This is a genomic window from Parasedimentitalea psychrophila (genome assembly GCF_030285785.1).
GTDB classification, from domain to species: domain Bacteria; phylum Pseudomonadota; class Alphaproteobacteria; order Rhodobacterales; family Rhodobacteraceae; genus Parasedimentitalea; species Parasedimentitalea psychrophila.
In genome coordinates this window covers 522,979-539,576 of sequence record NZ_CP127247.1, presented here as the reverse complement: position 1 = coordinate 539,576, position 16,598 = coordinate 522,979, and the positions used below count along the sequence as shown (strand labels likewise).

Annotated in this window: 14 protein-coding genes; 2 read left to right on the top strand and 12 right to left on the bottom strand. The window is 61.4% G+C overall.

Annotated features, from left to right (window positions below):
* Positions 1-8: 8 nt before the first annotated feature.
* The 9 genes from QPJ95_RS02660 to QPJ95_RS02620 all read right to left on the bottom strand — a co-directional run bounded on the left by QPJ95_RS02660 (position 9) and on the right by QPJ95_RS02620 (position 11,910).
* Positions 9-1,235, bottom strand: a complete 1,227-nt coding sequence (locus QPJ95_RS02660) for a P-loop NTPase family protein (RefSeq protein WP_270918272.1) — start codon at positions 1,233-1,235, stop codon at positions 9-11.
* Positions 1,232-2,173, bottom strand: coding sequence for a PP2C family protein-serine/threonine phosphatase (locus tag QPJ95_RS02655; RefSeq protein ID WP_270918271.1), 942 nt, complete (start codon positions 2,171-2,173; stop codon positions 1,232-1,234). Before QPJ95_RS02655 ends, QPJ95_RS02660 begins: the two co-directional genes overlap by 4 nt.
* Positions 2,163-3,479: an FHA domain-containing protein gene (locus QPJ95_RS02650; protein ID WP_270918270.1), complete on the bottom strand. Its 1,317-nt coding sequence runs from the start codon at positions 3,477-3,479 to the stop codon at positions 2,163-2,165. The genes QPJ95_RS02655 and QPJ95_RS02650 overlap by 11 nt, the downstream gene beginning before the upstream one ends.
* Before the next feature lie 29 nt (positions 3,480-3,508).
* Entirely contained in the window at positions 3,509-4,891 is a 1,383-nt protein-coding gene (locus tag QPJ95_RS02645) for a serine/threonine protein kinase (protein ID WP_270918269.1), read from the bottom strand.
* Positions 4,892-5,166: 275 nt separating this feature from the next.
* Positions 5,167-6,480: a TRAP transporter large permease gene (locus QPJ95_RS02640; RefSeq protein WP_270918268.1), complete on the bottom strand. Its 1,314-nt coding sequence runs from the start codon at positions 6,478-6,480 to the stop codon at positions 5,167-5,169.
* A complete protein-coding gene (locus tag QPJ95_RS02635) occupies positions 6,477-7,190 on the bottom strand; it encodes a TRAP transporter small permease (protein ID WP_270918267.1) in 714 nt (237 codons plus the stop codon). Before QPJ95_RS02635 ends, QPJ95_RS02640 begins: the two co-directional genes overlap by 4 nt.
* Before the next feature lie 73 nt (positions 7,191-7,263).
* Positions 7,264-8,244, bottom strand: a complete 981-nt coding sequence (locus tag QPJ95_RS02630; RefSeq protein ID WP_270918266.1) for a TRAP transporter substrate-binding protein — start codon at positions 8,242-8,244, stop codon at positions 7,264-7,266.
* A gap of 41 nt (positions 8,245-8,285) precedes the next feature.
* Complete coding sequence (locus QPJ95_RS02625; protein ID WP_270918265.1) at positions 8,286-9,527, bottom strand: NAD(P)/FAD-dependent oxidoreductase; 1,242 nt, start codon at positions 9,525-9,527, stop codon at positions 8,286-8,288.
* Positions 9,528-10,218: 691 nt separating this feature from the next.
* Positions 10,219-11,910 carry a thiamine pyrophosphate-binding protein gene (locus tag QPJ95_RS02620; RefSeq protein ID WP_270918264.1) on the bottom strand — a complete coding sequence of 564 codons (1,692 nt, stop codon included), beginning with the start codon at positions 11,908-11,910 and terminating at the stop codon, positions 10,219-10,221.
* Between the two features lie 128 nt (positions 11,911-12,038).
* Here QPJ95_RS02620 and QPJ95_RS02615 point away from each other — a divergent pair, with 128 nt between their 5' ends.
* Together QPJ95_RS02615 and QPJ95_RS02610 are read left to right on the top strand one after the other, a co-directional pair.
* Positions 12,039-12,731, top strand: a complete 693-nt coding sequence (locus tag QPJ95_RS02615; protein WP_270918263.1) for a GntR family transcriptional regulator — start codon at positions 12,039-12,041, stop codon at positions 12,729-12,731.
* A 22-nt stretch (positions 12,732-12,753) separates the two neighbouring features.
* The gene (locus QPJ95_RS02610; RefSeq protein ID WP_270918262.1) at positions 12,754-13,488 is read left to right on the top strand and encodes an aspartate/glutamate racemase family protein; all 735 of its coding nucleotides are present in this window, start codon (positions 12,754-12,756) and stop codon (positions 13,486-13,488) included.
* 25 nt (positions 13,489-13,513) lie between these two features.
* Here QPJ95_RS02610 and QPJ95_RS02605 read toward each other — a convergent pair whose 3' ends face one another.
* From QPJ95_RS02605 to QPJ95_RS02595, 3 genes are read right to left on the bottom strand one after another with little or no spacing between them, the layout of a single operon-like run.
* Positions 13,514-14,560 (bottom strand): ABC transporter substrate-binding protein, encoded by a 1,047-nt coding sequence (locus QPJ95_RS02605; RefSeq protein ID WP_270918261.1) that lies wholly within the window; start codon positions 14,558-14,560, stop codon positions 13,514-13,516.
* Positions 14,530-15,915, bottom strand: a complete 1,386-nt coding sequence (locus tag QPJ95_RS02600) for a sensor histidine kinase (RefSeq protein ID WP_270918260.1) — start codon at positions 15,913-15,915, stop codon at positions 14,530-14,532. The genes QPJ95_RS02605 and QPJ95_RS02600 overlap by 31 nt, the downstream gene beginning before the upstream one ends.
* Complete coding sequence (locus QPJ95_RS02595; protein ID WP_270918259.1) at positions 15,912-16,577, bottom strand: response regulator transcription factor; 666 nt, start codon at positions 16,575-16,577, stop codon at positions 15,912-15,914. Before QPJ95_RS02595 ends, QPJ95_RS02600 begins: the two co-directional genes overlap by 4 nt.
* Between the last annotated feature and the right edge of the window lie 21 nt (positions 16,578-16,598).

Sequence of the window (16,598 nt, the reverse complement as noted above, 5' to 3'; positions counted from 1 at the left end):
AGCGGGGGTTACTGAGAGATGTCATCGGCGATCTCTCTCTTTAGTTGCAGCAGTAAAGTGACCGCATCTATGGCGGCGTCCTCACCGCGTTCCAGCTGAAACAGGATCAGCAGCTCTTCGCCGTCCTGCGCGCCGTCCAGCGCCGCCTGCACCTGTGGCGAGCGGTTTTGCGACGCCAGAAGGGTTTTGGACAGGTCCTTGACGGTGTCCATACAGGTTGAAAGGATCGCATCGGCATTTGCGGCGCCGTCGGTCTCGGCCAGCATCTGACGGGCACGGCCCTGCAACAGGTCCAGCGCGGTGTGCAGAAACGCGTCGGTTGGCGTGTTCTGTGGCGTTGGGTCTGGTTTGGGGGCAGGCGGGGTTTGCTGCCACTGTTGATCCGCGACTTTGGGGGCGAACTGGCGCACCAGCATTTCGGCCTGATCCACGTCCGAGGCACGCCCCAGTTCGACCTGCTTTTGCACATCACGGGCCAGCTGCCTGCCGCCGCTGGACTGCCACAGCTGGGCGTTGACGGTGTGGTCGGCGGTCTGTGCGGTGATGGCCTGAACCGCGGCCAGGGGGTAGACGCCGAGAAATTGCTCGGCGGCAAAGCCATCCAGCCCGGCCAGCAGGCTGGTCAAGGTGCCGCGCATGATCTGGCGATCGGCCATGGTCAGCACCAGAAAGCTGTGGTCCTTTTTTGCGTCTGGAACCGTCGCCCACAGGCTCTGCTCGGCCGGGGTGAAACCCTCGCTGCACCACAGGATGACATCCGCATGGCGGGCAGCGCGTTGCAGGATGTTATGGTTTTGCTCGGCTGAACCAGAGAGCGAGATCTCGACAAAGCTGTGGGTTTGCAGCCGGGTGCCGGGCAGCTCTTGCCGCAGTCGAACGGTGTCGGGCGGCAGGGCAGTCTGGGCGAGGGTGCCGGGATGCCAGCTGGTTCTGCCGTCTGGCGCCTCGATTTCGATACGGGCTTCGGGGCCATAGCAGACTTCGATTATGGGGGCGGTTATGTGGGCTGGAATGGCGGCGGCGTGGCGGCAAATCACCGACTGGCCCAACATCATGTCGATCACCGTCGATTTACCACTGCCGGGGTAGCCGATGACCATGACCTGCACCGGCTTGTCCAGCCGTTGCAACAGCTGCTGGCCCCAATCAAAGTACTCCTGCGGCAAGCCCTGCTGGCTCAGCGCCTGTTGCAACTGGCCGAACAAGGGGCTTTGGATTGGGTCTGGATGTGTCATGCGCTGTCGCCATTCACGATATGAAAAGAGGTGATGCCTTTGGATCTGGAGGCCGAGGCCATGATGGTGATGGTGTTGGATTTCGGCTTTGAAGCCTGCGGCTGGATCGGCGGTTTGGCGGGCTGCGCCTGTGGTGTCGCAGCCTTGAGCTGATCCGAGACCTTGATGACGCAGAACGAGATATTGTCCTGTTCCGGGTCGTTCAAGTGGTGCAGGCAGCCCATCAGCGCGGCGCTGATGTCGCTGCTGGACTGGTCTTGCCGGGCGGTCAGGACCTCTGCAATCATGCTGTCCTCCAGATATTGCAAGCCGTCGCTGGCGGCGATCACGATGTCTCGGTGGCGCAGGGTAAAGGCGGTGCTGCGGCAATCGATGCGGGCAATGTCCTGACCGGACAGCACCGAGGTCAGGCAGGCCCGGTCAGGATGGTTGTGGGCCTGTTCAAGCGACATCAACCCCTGCGTCACGCGCGCATCCAGCTGCGCGGCAAGCGAGTGTTCATCATTCAGCCGCATCAGTTCACCGTCGCGAAACAGATACAGCGGCGAGTCGCCGACCGAGATCCAGTACAGCCGGTCCTGAAACAGCACCGGCGCCAGAAGGGTGGCCCCCATACCGTCGGCGCTGGCGTTCTGGGCGGCGTAATGGCCGACACAGTCATTGGCCGCCCGCGCCGCCGCAGAGAGGGCCTGAGTGATCTGCGCCTCTAACTGTTGCGGCGCATCGGCGCGGAATTTCAGCTCGCTGAACACCTCGGTGACCACGATCTTGCTGGCAATGTCCCCGGCGGCATGGCCGCCCATACCATCTGCCAGAACCGCAAATCCCAGCCCGGCACCGGCCATGAAATCCGAGGCAACGGCATCTTCCTGCCGTTCGCGCCGACCCTGGCTGATTGCGGTGGCGGCATCATAAGTGAACTGGAGCTCAGGCCCCATGCCCGGCTTCGTTCTGTGGGGTCTCGGACCAGCCAAACTCGGGTCCGCAGAGCGGTACAAACCGCAGGGTGGTTTCGCCAATGCGGATCAGATCCCCCATCGCCAGCTCTTCGGTGCTGAGAACCGGGCGGTCATTGCGGCGCACCAGATTGGCCTTGCCGCCGTGACCGATGAAAAAGCTGTTCTGCTCAGAATCAAAGGCAATGGCGGCGTGATTGGCGCGCGAGATACTGTTGTCGCCAAAATCCAGCCGCACGGTCTGGTCTTCGCCGCGACCGATGATGGTGACGCCACTGAACAGGGTAAAAGTGGCGCCGCGTCCGGGACCCTTGACCACTGCCAGCCAGCCGACGGGGTATTGGGTGTAGCCCGAGGTCGCAGTGTCGTCAGCGCGGGCAAAGGGATCGGCGCCTGCGGCCTGACCGGGGTTGAATCCCAGCAGACGGGTTTTGACCCGGCCGGCCTTGCTGGAGCCGCGCCCCATGGCAGGTGAGGGCACGTCGATGGGCTGGGCCGGATCGGGTCTGGCCGTCTCGACCTGCGGTGCTGTCTCGACCTGCGGTGCTGGGGCGCCAAGGCTGGGTTGAACGGCTGTTTCCGGTGCAGCCCTTTGCGGCGCTCGCTCTACCGGTGGCTGGGCTACCGGAGGTTGGGCAACTGGTGGCGGGGCAACTGGCGCGCGGTCCACTGGAGCCGGGACAGCGGGGGCCGGAGCAACAGGGGCCGGAGCAACAGGGGCCGGAGCAACAGGGGCCGGAGCAACGGCTTTTTGGCGTATCGGGGCCGGATGCTGGACCGGTGACTGGGCCGGTGATTGGGCCGCTTGGTCGGGGGCTGGTGTTGGCCTGTCGGCGACAGCGGGCTGAGCCTCAGGCAGGTCCAGATCAAGGCTGCGCAGCCGGGTTTGGGTGCGGGTGAACCGCTTGAATGGTCGGTCCTGCGGCGCCTGTTCCCGGGGCGCGGCCGAGGCCACAAGGCGTTGAAAATCAACATCCAAAAGATCACTCTCGGGGTCGCCAATAGAGGCCAGCTCTGGCTGCGGCTTGGCGGGGGCCGTAAATGGCTCGGCCACCGCCAGTGGGGTTTCTTCGGGTGAAACCGGTGGTTGGTCAGGCACCGTGGTGGCTTTGCTTTGCGGCTCTGACACCTGAAACCGGTTATCCAGACGAAAGGGATCCGTCGCTGGACCGGTTTCCGACAGGATCGAGGCCATGACGTCGTGATCTGATCTGGCGTCGGCAACCTGCCCCCTATTGGGAGAGTTCTGCTCGCGCTTGTCGGCGATGATGTCTCTGATGAATTTCATGGGAGGTCCTTTTCGCGGGTGGCGGCGGGCTAGTCGTTGCGTTGAGAGGCGGCGCCGCCAAAAATCCGACGCAGGGGGAAGAGGATGAATTTGGCGAAGGGGCTTCTGCGGCGGCTGCGGGGCTGCTCTGGCTGGGGGGCAGAGAGACCTGCCTCGGCGGCGGGTGGCGCCATGGGCTGTGTCCGGCTGGCGCTGCTGTCCTGCTCTTGCAGCCAAAGATCGACGTCGCCGATTGGGTCGCCAAAAATATCGACCAGCTGGCGCGGCTTGGCGGGCTGATCAGGTTGTATCTGAGGCCGCTTGGCCTGACGGTGTTTGGAGGTTTCCGGACCCGCAGGAACCAGCCCGCTATTGGTGTTTTCAACCAGCGAGGCGAGCATGTTTTCCAGCTCGGCACTGATCTTCAGCGGTGCCACGTCGGGGCTGAAGATGGCCCGCGTTGCCCGGGTCTGTGCCCGGATAGCCAGCGCCTGTGTCTGGGCCTGTGTCTGGGGCACATCACCCTGCAATTCATCCAGCCATTCCAAAGCTGATTGGTAGCGGACACCGGGCAGAACCGACAAGGCCTTGTCGATGGAGGCCAGAAACGCCTTGTTGAAATCGCGGTAGCCATCACTCAGCGTCAGGCAGGGGTCCGGGTCGCCTGCGGTCAGGGCATCCAGCCGATGCTGGCTGATGGGGGGCGGTGCAGAGGTCACCAGATAACTCAGGGTCGCCCCCAAGGAATAGAGATCGCTTGAGGCCCTGTGCGGCATCTCTGACTGATACAGCTCATGGGCGGAATAGCCGTCCTTGACCGACAGCATGGGATCAAGAGTGCCATCGCCGTCGTCCTGGCCGCCGCTGGCGGCGCCAAAGTCGATCAGCGTTACGGTGCCGTCAGGGCTGAGAAGGAAATTGTCCGGCGAAATGTCCCGGTGCAAAATGCCAAGCTCGTGGATAAAGGCGAGGATGCCCAGGGCCTGTTCCAGCACGTCTTGCAGCAGGGCGTCGGTGACGCGCTCGGGCTGCTGCTCGCGCAGGGTGACCAGATCAACCCCATCGACGAATTCCATCGCGATATAGGCGGTGTTGTTTTCGCGAAACACCTGATGAATGCCGACAATGCCCGGATGCACCGAGCGCGCCAGCCACTGGGCCTCGCGCAGGAAATGGCGCAGCACGGTTTTATATTGTCTGGCGTAAGGAGCGGAGACCGGCTCGACCATGCCCTGGCTGCGGTGGCAGACCCCGGCGGGAAAGCATTCCTTGATCACCACCTGGCGGTCCAGACTGTCGCGCGCCAGATAGGTGATGCCAAAGCCACCGCTGCTCAGGGCGCTTTCGATCTGGTACTGACCGTGCAGCAGTTTAAAGCCACATTGCAGTTCATCTGCCTGATGCTGATTGTCTGCAATGTCGTTGTGAAGCACAGCAATGACCCCCTGTGGCGACCCCTGTGGCCGCAAGAACCTGAGCTGTCAGGGTGCGCGGGGATTGCGTCCGGATCGTGTCAATTTTCGGATGAATTGGGCGAAACTGCCCAAATGTCGCCATGATTGGGTGGAAACGCTTGTAAAACAAACCTTTCCGGCAGGTCAGTAACTTAGGTAAAAATTGTTTTAGATCAGCGGTCTAATTGGGGTGGATCAGGTTTGAAGGGTCAGCCCGAGCCTGTCGTGGCTCGGGCATGGGGTTTGATCCGTGCTTAACCGCCGGGACGGCTGCGGATGTTGTCAGGCAACCAGGTGGCTAGTTCTGGAAAGACCACCAGGATCACCACCATCAGCAGCATCAGACCCACCATGGGAAGGGCGGTTTTGGAGATATAGGAGATCTCGTGTTTGGTCATGCCCTGCAGCACAAACAGGTTAAAGCCGATCGGTGGTGTCACCTGAGCCATCTCAACCACCACCACGATGAAGATACCAAACCAGATCGGGTCAATCCCGGCCTGACGAATCATCGGTTCAATGATCGCCATGGTCAGCACCACCGATGATATCCCATCCAGGAACATGCCCAGGAACACATAGAAGATGGTCAGCGCCACGATCAGCGCCAGCGGCGACAGGTGCAGGGTGTCGATCCAGTCGGCCAGGGCCCGCGGCAATCCGGTAAAGCCCATCGACAGCGACAGGAAGAACGCCCCCATCAGGATCAGCGAGATCATCGCCGAGGTGCGGGTGGCGCCCATCAAGGATTCCGTGAAGGTCTTCCAGCTCAGCGAGCCCTGCAGGAAAGCCAGTGTCAGAGAACCGAGCACCCCGACAGCGGCGGCCTCGGTTGCCGTGGCAAAACCCATATACATCGAGCCGATGACCACCGTGACCAGCATCAGCACTGGCACCAGAAAGCGGCTCTCCGCCAGCATGGTGCCAAAACTCATCGGCGGTTCCGGGTCGGGGCGGGGGCCCTTGGAGAAGAAATGCCAGCCCATGATGTAGAAGGTGAACAGACTGGCCAGCACCAGACCGGGCAGGATGCCGGCCATGAACAGCTTGGTGATGCTTTCATTGATGGTGACACCGTAGACAATCAGGGTCAGCGAGGGCGGGATCATCAGCCCCAGCGTTGCGGCGCCGGCCAGGGTGCCGATGATCATATGCTCGGGGTAGCCGCGCTTGCGCAGCTCGGGGATCGACATCTTGCCGACGGTGGTCAGGGTGGCAGCGGATGATCCCGACACCGCGGCAAAGATGGTGCAGGCGGCAATATTGGTGTGCAGCAAGCCGCCCGGCAGCCAGCGCATCCAGGGCGCCAGACCGCGGAACATGTCTTGCGATAATCGGGTTCGATATAATATCTCGCCCATCCAGATGAACAGCGGCAGCGCCGTCAGGGTCCAGCTGGAGGAGCCGGTCCAGATGGTGGTGATCATCGCGTCGCCGGGTGGCCGGGTGGTGAACATCATCATGCCAACCCAGGCCACGCCCATCAGCGCCAGGCCAATCCACACCGAGCCGCCCAGCAGGGCGAACAGCACGAACAAAAAGATCATGGTGGTATAAAGCTCGTTCATTCGACCGCCTCCGAGATGATGCTGGTTTCGCGTTGGACCAAAAGACGGGTCAGGTAATCCCAGATCGCCACCGCCAGCAGCACGGTGCCGATCGACATCGGCAATTGTGGCAGCCAGACCGGGGTATAGACCCAGTCCGAGCCGGTCTCGGCCCAGATCTGCGCCCATTTGCCGGGCGCATTGGCGAACATTGCAAAGAAAGACAGCAGCCATTCGGGCACAAAATCCTGCCCCTGGGTGCGGTCGTTCAGCAACTCCGACATGATGTTTGTCTTGATCGCGTAGCGGGCGAAATAGGTGGCGATGACGGCGGCGACCCACATCGCCACGGCGTCCAGCCAAAAGCCCAGAAACCGGTTCATGTTCAGGAAGATCGACACCCGGATATGGGCGCCCCGGGTCAGCGCATGGGCCAGCGCCAGGAACGAGGTCGCGGCCATCGCATAGCCGGCATACTCAGTCGATCCGGGAAAGGTCAGGCTGCTCCAGCGTGCGATCATCTGCGCCACGATCAGCAGCAGAATGGCCACCATGAAACAGGACGCGGCGACGCCAGCGCCCAGATAGACCCGGTCAAGCAGCCGCCAGACCGGACGCAACAGGCGCTCGGCCGGGTCGCGGTAGGCCAGACAAAACGCCGCCAGAACAGTTGGAAAAATAAACAGCCAGACCCATAGTGGCAGGCCCAGAAAAGGTTGCCAATCGCGCAATACCCTATCCCCCGGTCAGATATGACACGGCCCCACACAGGATTGCGCGGGGCCGTAAAGTAAAGTGGTGCCTTTAGTTGGCGTTATAGGCGTCCAGAATGGCCTGACCGTCGGCGCCGGCCTGCTCCAGCCAGTCCGAAGTCATTTTGGCACCGATCGCTTCCAGCTCGGCCAGGAATTCGGGGCCTGCGTCGGTCACGTCCATGCCATTGTCTGCCAGCTGTTCAAAATACCAACCTGCCAGTTCTTCCGATTTGGCTGAACAATCGGCGCCGGTCTCGTTGGCCGCTTTTTGCACCGCAGCCTGGGTGTCGGCGCTGAGCCCGTCCCAGATGCCTTTGTTGACCATCACATAGTTGCGCGGCAGCCAGGCGTTGACCTTGTAGTAATGGGTCAGCTGTTCCCAGACTTTACGATCATATCCTGTTGACCCGGAGGAGATGAACGCCTCGGCCACGCCGGTGGCCAGTGCTTGTGACAGTTCGGCGGCTTCGACCTGAACCGGGATCATGCCCAGGGCCTCGGCAAAGGTGGCGGTGGCGGTGTTATAGGAGCGGAACTTGACCCCTTGGGTATCCGCAGAAGAGTTCACTTCTTTCTTGAAATAGAACCCCTGACCAGGCCAGGGACAGGTATAAAGCGCCACAAGGTTCAGATCCGACAGCTGGGCGTTGACCTTGTCCTTGGCCGCGTTCCACAGCTTGTCGTTGTCGGCATAGGTGGTGGCGATAAAGGGCAAGTTGTCCCAGCCCAGAAGCGGCACCTCGTTGGCGTGGGCTGACATAAAGCGTTCGCCAATCGGGGCCTGGCCGGTCTGGACCGCCCGTTTGATCTCGCCGCCTTTGAACAGCGATCCACCCGGATGTACGGTGATGTCGATCTCGCCGCCGGTGTAGTCGCGCACGCGGTCGGCAAAAACCACGCCCATTTCCGAATGGAAGTTGGTTGCCGAATAGGCCATCGGCATGTCCCATTTTTCGGCCATCGCCGCCGTCGCCCCTAATGTCAGAGCTGAAACGGCCAGCGCCGCCTTTACGGTGTAATGCGTTGTCATCTTGTGATCTCCCTATTGGTTCTTTTGTTATTGCCTTGACCCTAGCCAAACCGTTGTGGGGCGTAGGGTGTCATATCAATGTTATTGCGCTGACCGGTGATCAAATCCGCGATCATGCGGCCGGTCTTGGGGCCGCCTGTCAGCCCGATGTGGTGGTGGCCAAAACCTGCATAGACGCCGCTGTTGCCCACCTCGCCAATCAGAGGCAGACTGTCGGACGGCGCCGGGCGAAAGCCCAACCATTCTTCTTCACTGTCGGCGGTCAGCTGCGGAAACAGCGCGCTGACCTTTTTGCGCAGCAGCTTTAGCGGCGCTTCTGACGGGGTGTCCTCCAGGCCGCCAAATTCAACCACACCAGCGCATCTTAGACCCTGATCCATTGGTGTAGCAACGAATTTCCCCGCCGCCATCATCATCGGATTGTTGGGTGTCTGCGACGGGTTCTTGAACTGGATATGGTAGCCGCGCTCGGCCTCGAGCGGCACATTGATGCCGAGTTTCTGCATCAGGGGCTTGGACCAGACCCCCGTCGCCAGCACCGCCTGATCACAGTCGAACCGGCCCTGATCGGTGTCCACCGCGCGAATTCGCCCGCCGCTGAGATCAAAATCCTTAACCTCGGCCCGCACAATTGTGCCGCCCATTTCGACCAGAAGTTTGACCAGATCCTGCACGTAATGGGCCGGATTATGGATGAAGCCGTGGCTTTTGTTCACCGCCAGCAGGGTGATTGATTTCGCCAGGATCGGCTCTTTCTCCTGCACGGCGGCGCCTTCGATCAGTTCGGGGACAAAACCCGCCTCGCGGCGCAGGTCCCAGCTGTAGGCATCGGCGCCAAAGGCGGCGCGATCGGTGTATGCGAAGTTGTATTCACTGGGTTGCACCCATTTTGCTGCATCGGTGCCAGCGGTTAGCGCCTGATGCTGCTGTAGACTGTCGCCAACGATATGGGTCAGCCCGCGGGCAATCCGCCGGGTATCGCCGTCATTGGCATGGGCCAGGTATTTCACCAGCCAGGGCAGCAGTTTCAGCGTATAGCCCCAGCGCAGGAACAGCGGGAAGTCGGGGTTCAGCAGATAGCCCGGACCCTTGGCGATCAGCCCCGGAGCGGTCACCGGCACCATGCCGGAACTGGCCAGAATGCAGCCATTGCCATAAGACGCCCCCATGCCGGGCTCGCCCTTGTCGATCAGGGTGACCCGATGGCCGGCGCGGCTCAGCCAGATTGCGGTGGCGGCGCCAACAATGCCTGCGCCGACAATGACAGTATGCGAGGCGGTCATGAGCGGTCTCCGGCAGCGGGTCTTGGGTGTGGATTGAGTAAATGAGGCACGGTGGTTTCCATAAGTTTTTGAAACCATGCCCGCGCTTGGGTCTCATTTCAAATAGGAATTTCTGGATAGAGCATCATTTATTTTGAAAAGGGGTGCCAGGCATCCCAGATTTCACCAGCTCCAAGTCTTTCACGCCATTATCGAGCCCGGCCAGCCACCGGCACAGTCACTGGCGCCGCCTCGGTTCTGGGGGGCGTTAAACGTCATGGGGCCGGATCACATGACCCGCCACTGCATCCGCGAGGTGTTCCAGGAGGCTTGAATGCCGTTGAAGACAAGGGTGCATTCACATCTGTTCAAGGCCGAGCTGGAGCCCTGTCAGGCACAGCTTTGGGCCGGTGCCAAGTCAACCTTGCCGGTAAAGATGGTGTATTCAGATCTGTATAAGTCATTTCCGCAACCTTGGTTGACCAGGGGATAAGGGGGGACGGCGCCGCCCAAGCGGAGAGGGACGGGATTTTCACCCGCGTGAAGAAAGCTTAACTCAGCACTCCGGTTTTAAGGGAGCCCAGTCCAGGGTGCCAGTGTGCCAGTCTGGCGGGTGTCGCGACGTCCGGGAGACTGGCAGAGCGGGGTTAAGGACCGGCAAGCAGGGCGCGCGCTGGCGGCGCAACGGGTGCCTTTGGGGCGCGGGGGTTGCTTACCCCATCCAGCGCCGCACCGGGGCGTTGCTTTCCTCCAGGGCCTGGATCACCACGTCGATCAGGGTGGGGCCGTCTTGGTCAATGGCCTCGCGCAGGACCCGGTCCAGATCGTCCGGGTTTTCCACCCGCCAGCTTTTGACACCATAGGCGGCGGCAACGGCGGCGTGGTCGGTCTGGTTGAAGTCGACGTTGTAATAGCGCGCGCCCTTGTCGGCGAACTGGCTGGCCTTGATCCAGCCGAAATTGGAGTTGGAAAACACCACGCAGGTAATCGGCGCGCGGCAGCGGCAGATGGTTTCCAGCTCGCCCACGGTGAAGCCAAACGAGCCATCGCCCATCAGCGCCACCACCTTGCTGCTGGGGCGGCCGAACCAGGCGCCAAGGGCCGCTGACATGGAATAGCCGAGCGCCCCGTGGGCGCGGTTGGTGATAAAATGGCGACCGGCCTGGGGCAATTGGTAATAGGCCGAGAAATAGGGGCAACTGGTGCCGGGGTCCGACACCACGGTGGCATCGGGCGGCAGTATCTTCATCAGGCTGTCGATCACCCGTTCCGGCCGGATCGGCGCCTGATCACTGCTGGCGAGTTTGCGAAAGATGTCGAACTTGCGCATCTTGATATCGGCAATTGCGGCCGCGCCACCAAAGGTTTGCGCCCCCTGATCGCGGGTATCCAGCACTGTATTCACCTGTTGCAACGACAGTTTCAAATCACCGACCACGCCGACCTCGGTGCGGTAGTTGGCACCGATCACCATGGGGTCATTGTCAAAGTGAATGATGCGGGTATTGGCGGTTGGCGCCTCCCAGCGTGAGGTGGTGGTTGATCCGGCCCGGCAGCCCATGAAGATGACCAGATCGGCGGCCTCCATCATTTCCCATGTCTGGTCGGTGCCGCCGTTGGAGCCGACGACGCCCAGACATTGCGGGTGGATCTCGGCCAGCGAACCCTGACCCGAGATTGAGGTGGCGACGGGGATGTCGAGACGGCTGGCAAGGCGGGAGAGTTCCCCCATCGCGCCGGCAATCACCACGCCGCCACCACAGACGATCAGCGGATTTTTGGCCGACAGAATGGCATCAACTGCGGCTTGCGCCGCACCGGGTTCCGGGGCCTGGGGGTAGGCGGGGTAGCTTTGGTGTTTGGGGTCGGCCCAGATATCCGAGGCATCGACCTGATCATACTGGATGTCATAGGGCAGGCCGATATGGGCGGCGCCGGAGCGGCCGGTGGTCATCGCCCGAAACGCAGTGCGCATCATCCGCGGGATGTGCTGGGCCTGTTTGATCACCGTGTTCCACTTGGTCAGCGGCCCCATCAGCCGGTCCTGGTCCACCTCGGTCAGCGGGTATTTGCCGTAAGAGCCAACCGAGATATCGGTGGTGATGCCGAGCACCGCATAAGAGCTCTCGGTGGCTTCGATCAACCCGGGCAGGATGTAGGTGGCACCACCGCCCGAGGGGCCTTCGGCGACACCAACCCGACCGGTGACGCGGGAATAGCCATCGGCCATATAGGTGGCGCTGCGCTCGTCCCGGGTCATGATATGGGTGATGCCGTGATCGAGCCGCAGCAGGGCGTCGTAAAACGGCAGCGTAGTGTCACCGGCAAGGCCAAACATGTGGCGCACGCCATGCGCCTGAAGCATTTGCACCATGGCCTCGGCGCCGTTCAGTTTCGATGTCATATCGGTGTCCTCTGGGCTGATTCGCTGTTGAACTTACTGCGTTCAAAATTGTATACAGTTTAGAATGCAAGCTTGCACTCATGTCAATTCTCTTGTAAGTTGTCTGTAATCTAAGGCGGGTAAGGTCCATGTCCAAGCAGCAAAGCAATGTAAGCCGGGTCTATGCGGCGCTGCGCCAAATGGCTGCGGACTTTGCCTTTATGCCAGATCAGCGCATCAACGAGAGTGCGCTGTCCAAGCAATTGGGGGCCAGTCGCACCCCTCTGCGCGAGGCGTTGAACCAATTGGTGGCCGAAGGTTTCCTGACGTTTCAAAACAACCGGGGGTTCTTCTGCCGATCGCTGACGCCCAAGTATATCCAGGATCTGTACGAGGCGCGGGTGGCGGTGGAATGTGAGGCCCTGCGGCTGTCGTGTCGCCGGGCCAGCGATGGCGATATTGCTGAACTGGGCGCCTATCTGCAACACACCGAGGCCGAATATGAAAATGCCGACGACCCAGCCGAGCGGTTGGATATGGACGAGACGTTTCATATGCGGTTGGTGCTTCTGTCTGGCAACGGCGAGCTGGAGCGGAGCTTGCGCAGTCTGAATGATCGCATCCGTTACATCCGGTTGATTGATCTGCAGCGGATGCGGGACAAGGCAGGCGTGCGGGTGCCGGGTGAATTGTCGGCGCATAGCCGCATTTTGCTGGCACTGGCGGGGCGCGATGCGGCGGCGGCCGAGGCGGCGATGCGCGGGCATATCGAAAAGCGCCGCGAAGCTGCGACCGATGCGGTGCGGATCGCGTTTTCTCAACTCTATGTGCCACAAGACTAATCACCATCGGGAAGGGCAGCCAATGCAACAGGGCGGTAAGACGGTTTACGGGGCGACGGTTGGCATCCTGATGCTGGAGACGCGGTTTCCCCGCATTTATGGTGATATGGGCAATGCCATGAGCTGGGATTTCCCGGTGCAGTACCGGGTAGTGACAGGGGCAACGCCGGACAAGGTGGTGCGCAATGATCCAACAGAGATGGCGCAACAGTTCATTGATGCGGGGCGTGATCTGCTGCGGTCGGGCTGTGATGGGATCACCACCAATTGCGGCTTTCTGGCGCTGATCCAAGATCAGGTGAAACAGGCGCTGGGCGTGCCGGTGGCGACCTCGTCGCTGATGCAGGTGCCGATGGTGCAGGCGCTGTTGCCGGCGGGTAAACGGGTTGGGGTGATCACCATCTCGAAGCCGTCGCTGAGGTCGGATCATCTGGCGGCTGCCGGGGCGCCGCTGGATACGCCGGTGATCGGCACCGAGGGTGGCCGCGCCCTGACAAAGGATATTCTGGGCGACAGGCTGGAGATTGATTTTCAGGCCTGTCGGCTGGATATGATCGAGGCCGGCCGCGCTATGGTAGAGACCCACCCAGAGGTGGGGGCCATCGTGTTGGAATGCACCAATATGGTGCCCTATGCGCGTGACATTCGCCGGGTGACCGGGCTGCCGGTGTTTTCGATCCATTCCTTTGTGAACTGGTTTCAGGCCGGGCTAATGCCGCGTGGGTTTCCGCTGGAGCTGGATGATCCGCGCTGGTGATGAAGACCTAGTTCTGTTGCACAGATTAGTTTTGCTGCACAGTGCTGTGCCACTCGCTCAGGAAGCGTTTGCGTTTCAGGTGATCCAGAAAGACCAGCAACCCCGGCCCCAGCTGAATGGGACGGAACGGCACGTTTCGCGCCGTGCCGGTGGTGGGGTAGCGGTGAAAGGGGTATTCAACCACAATGGGGCTGTTCCAGGCGGCGTCCAGCAAATGATCGACGAAGTCGCCGGCCAGATCGGGTTCCTGCGCCGTGGTCAGGATCACCGCGGTGCGCAGCATCATATTGGTGTAATCCTCGGGCTCGATGATGAGAATGCGGTCGCCCAGATCCTTGCGGGCGCGGGCATAGCTGCCCAGCACGTTATAGGCGACAGCGATCTCGCCCCGTGCCACCGCCTCGATCATATCGCTGGAGCAGCAGAACAGTTTGGCGCGCAGACTGCCCATGATCTCCATCAGCCGCCAATAGGATTCCGAAGTGCGGGCATCCTGGGTTGCAAATAGGTAGCCCAACCCGCTGGTGCTCACGTCGTAGGTGCCGATGCGACCGCGAAACCGGTCGGGGTGCTTGCGCAGCAGCGAGATCAGCTGTTGCCGGGACTGGGGGATCTCCAGCTCGGCAAAGGCTGAGGGTGACACCACAATGGAGGCGGGTTCCTGCGAGAAGGCAAACACATGGTTGCGCCAGTTGCCCCAGACCGGGATCAGATCCACCGCCTTGGAGCGATGGGCGCGGGTGTAGCCATCGTTGGCCAGTTTGATCTGCAAATCCATCGCCGAGGAGAGCGCAAGGTCAAAGGGCTGTTGTTCCTGCATCACGGCACTCATCAGCTCGGCACTGCTGGCGCTGGTGTAGTCGATGGCCACGCCGGGCTGATCCTGCAGGAAGGTCATGATCATCGGCGTCAGCAGGGCAGTGTCGGTGGTTGACAGAATCCTGAGCGTGCGGGCCTCGCCGGTGCCGAACCGGTGGTGTTCCTCGACCTCAAACGCCGCCGCCGGTTTTGCGAGAGCCGATAGGGTCGATAGGGCCGCAATCAGACCAATGGAAAGCAAAGAGATACGCATGCGCCGGTCCTGGATTTATTGGTTTCAATGAGGAGAGTGCCGCCGTGGGCCTCGACCACCTCGCGGGCGATGGTCAGGCCAAGGCCGGAGCCGACAGTCCCGACGGCGTTGTCGCCACGGGTGAACCGGTGGGTCAGCGCCTCGGTGTCCATGCCGGCAAAGCCGCCGGCCTGGTCTTCGACCTGGATCACGATGGCGCTGGTGGTTTGCCGGGTGGTGACCTGAATGGCGCGGTCACTGGGGGAATATTTGATCGCATTGTCCAGGATGTTGCGGACCGCGTTCTGGACCAGAATGGCGTCGCCGGTGATTGCCGGGCAATGGGAGCCGGTAAAGCTAAGGTCGATGTCTTTTAGTTCGGCAATCGGTTGCAGGCGGTCTACAAGGTCTTTGGCCAGTTCGGCCAGATCAATCGCTTTGCGCTCCAGACTATCGATGCGAAAGGTGACCATGGCGTGGTCCAGCAACTGCCCCGCCGCGCGTGAGCTTTCGTCGATGGCGCGGATCATTTCCCGCAGCGAGGCGCGGTTTTCAGGTTTTTCAACCCGCAGCAGAGTGATTTCGGCCTGGGCCCGGACGGTGGCCAGCGGCGTGCGCACCCGGTGGGCGGCCTCGGCGATAAAATCCTCGGAGCGGGTGAGCGAGACCCGCAGGCGGGCGATAAACTGGTTCAGCGACAGCACCAGCGGGATCATTTCGCTGGGCACCGGGCGTCTTACCGGGCGCAGATCCTTGGGACCACGGCGCGATACGGCTGCGGTCAGCTGGTTGAGCGGGCGGATGCTGGACTGCGCGGTCCAGATCGCCAGTATTGTTGCCACCAGAAAGAAACCAAGGCCAAGCTGCAGGGCCGAACGGGACAGCTGCGCCAGTTGCGCCGCCTGACCCTCGCGGGTTTGGGCGACGGTGATCAGGATGTCGGCCGGCGCCCCATTCAACGACAGACGCCGCGACAGGGTGACCATGCGGATGCTGTCGCCCTTGTAGGAGAGGGTATCAAAGGCCGATTGGCCGGAGCGCAGCATTTGGCCGCTGATGGGCAGGTCATCGTAGCCGGTCAGCAGCTGGCCCCGCATTGACACGCTGTAGAACACCCGGTCGTTACTGACATTGCCCAGCATCGACAGCGCCGCATAGGGCAGGTCCACGGTGACCGCATCCGCCTGCACCGAGACCGAGTCCATGATCGAGGTGGCCGAGGCCAGCAGGATGCTGTCATGGGTCTGTTGCGCCACATCGCGGGCAAAGGCGAGCACCACAAAGAACAGCAGGGTGGCCAGAACCGCGGCGCTGCCCACCAGTTGCAGGGTCAGACGGCGGCGCAGCGAGCCACTGGTGGGCAGCGGATCGCTCATATCTGTGATATCCGGTAGCCCAGGCCGCGCACGGTGGTGATCTCAACCCCGGAGCCGGTCAGATGTTTGCGCAACCGGCCAACATAGACCTCGATGGCGTTCTCAGAGACCTCTTCGTCGTAGGAAAACAGCCGGTCCACCAGTTTCGATTTGGAGTGAATGCGGTCTGGGCCATTGAGGAATATTTCCAGCAGCCGCAGCTCTTTGTTACGTAGGGTGATGGATTTTCCAGACACTGAAAGGGTGCCGGCAAAGGGGTCGAATACCAGATTTCCGAATCGTCGCTGGTTGGAGCTGTCGCCTCCGTGGCGCCGCAGAACCGCGCGGCAGCGGGCCTCGAGCTCGGAAAAATCAAAGGGTTTGGTGATGTAATCGTCGGCGCCAAGGTCCAGCATTCCGACCCGGTCCGAGACCTCGGATCGGGCGGTCAGCACGATCACCGGGGTTTCAATCAGACGGTTGCGATGCGATCTGAGAAAGCTGCGACCGTCTCCGTCTGGCAGCATAATATCCAGCAATATCAAGTCGTAATCAGTGGTGGCTGAATAATCCTCGGCGACGGAAATACTTGCGGCATGGTCAACCACATGGCCATCCATCCGCAGCCGGTCCAGTACCGCGGTGGCCAGGCTGATATTGTCCTCGACCAATAGGAAACGCATATGATCGGTGGTCCTTTCTGC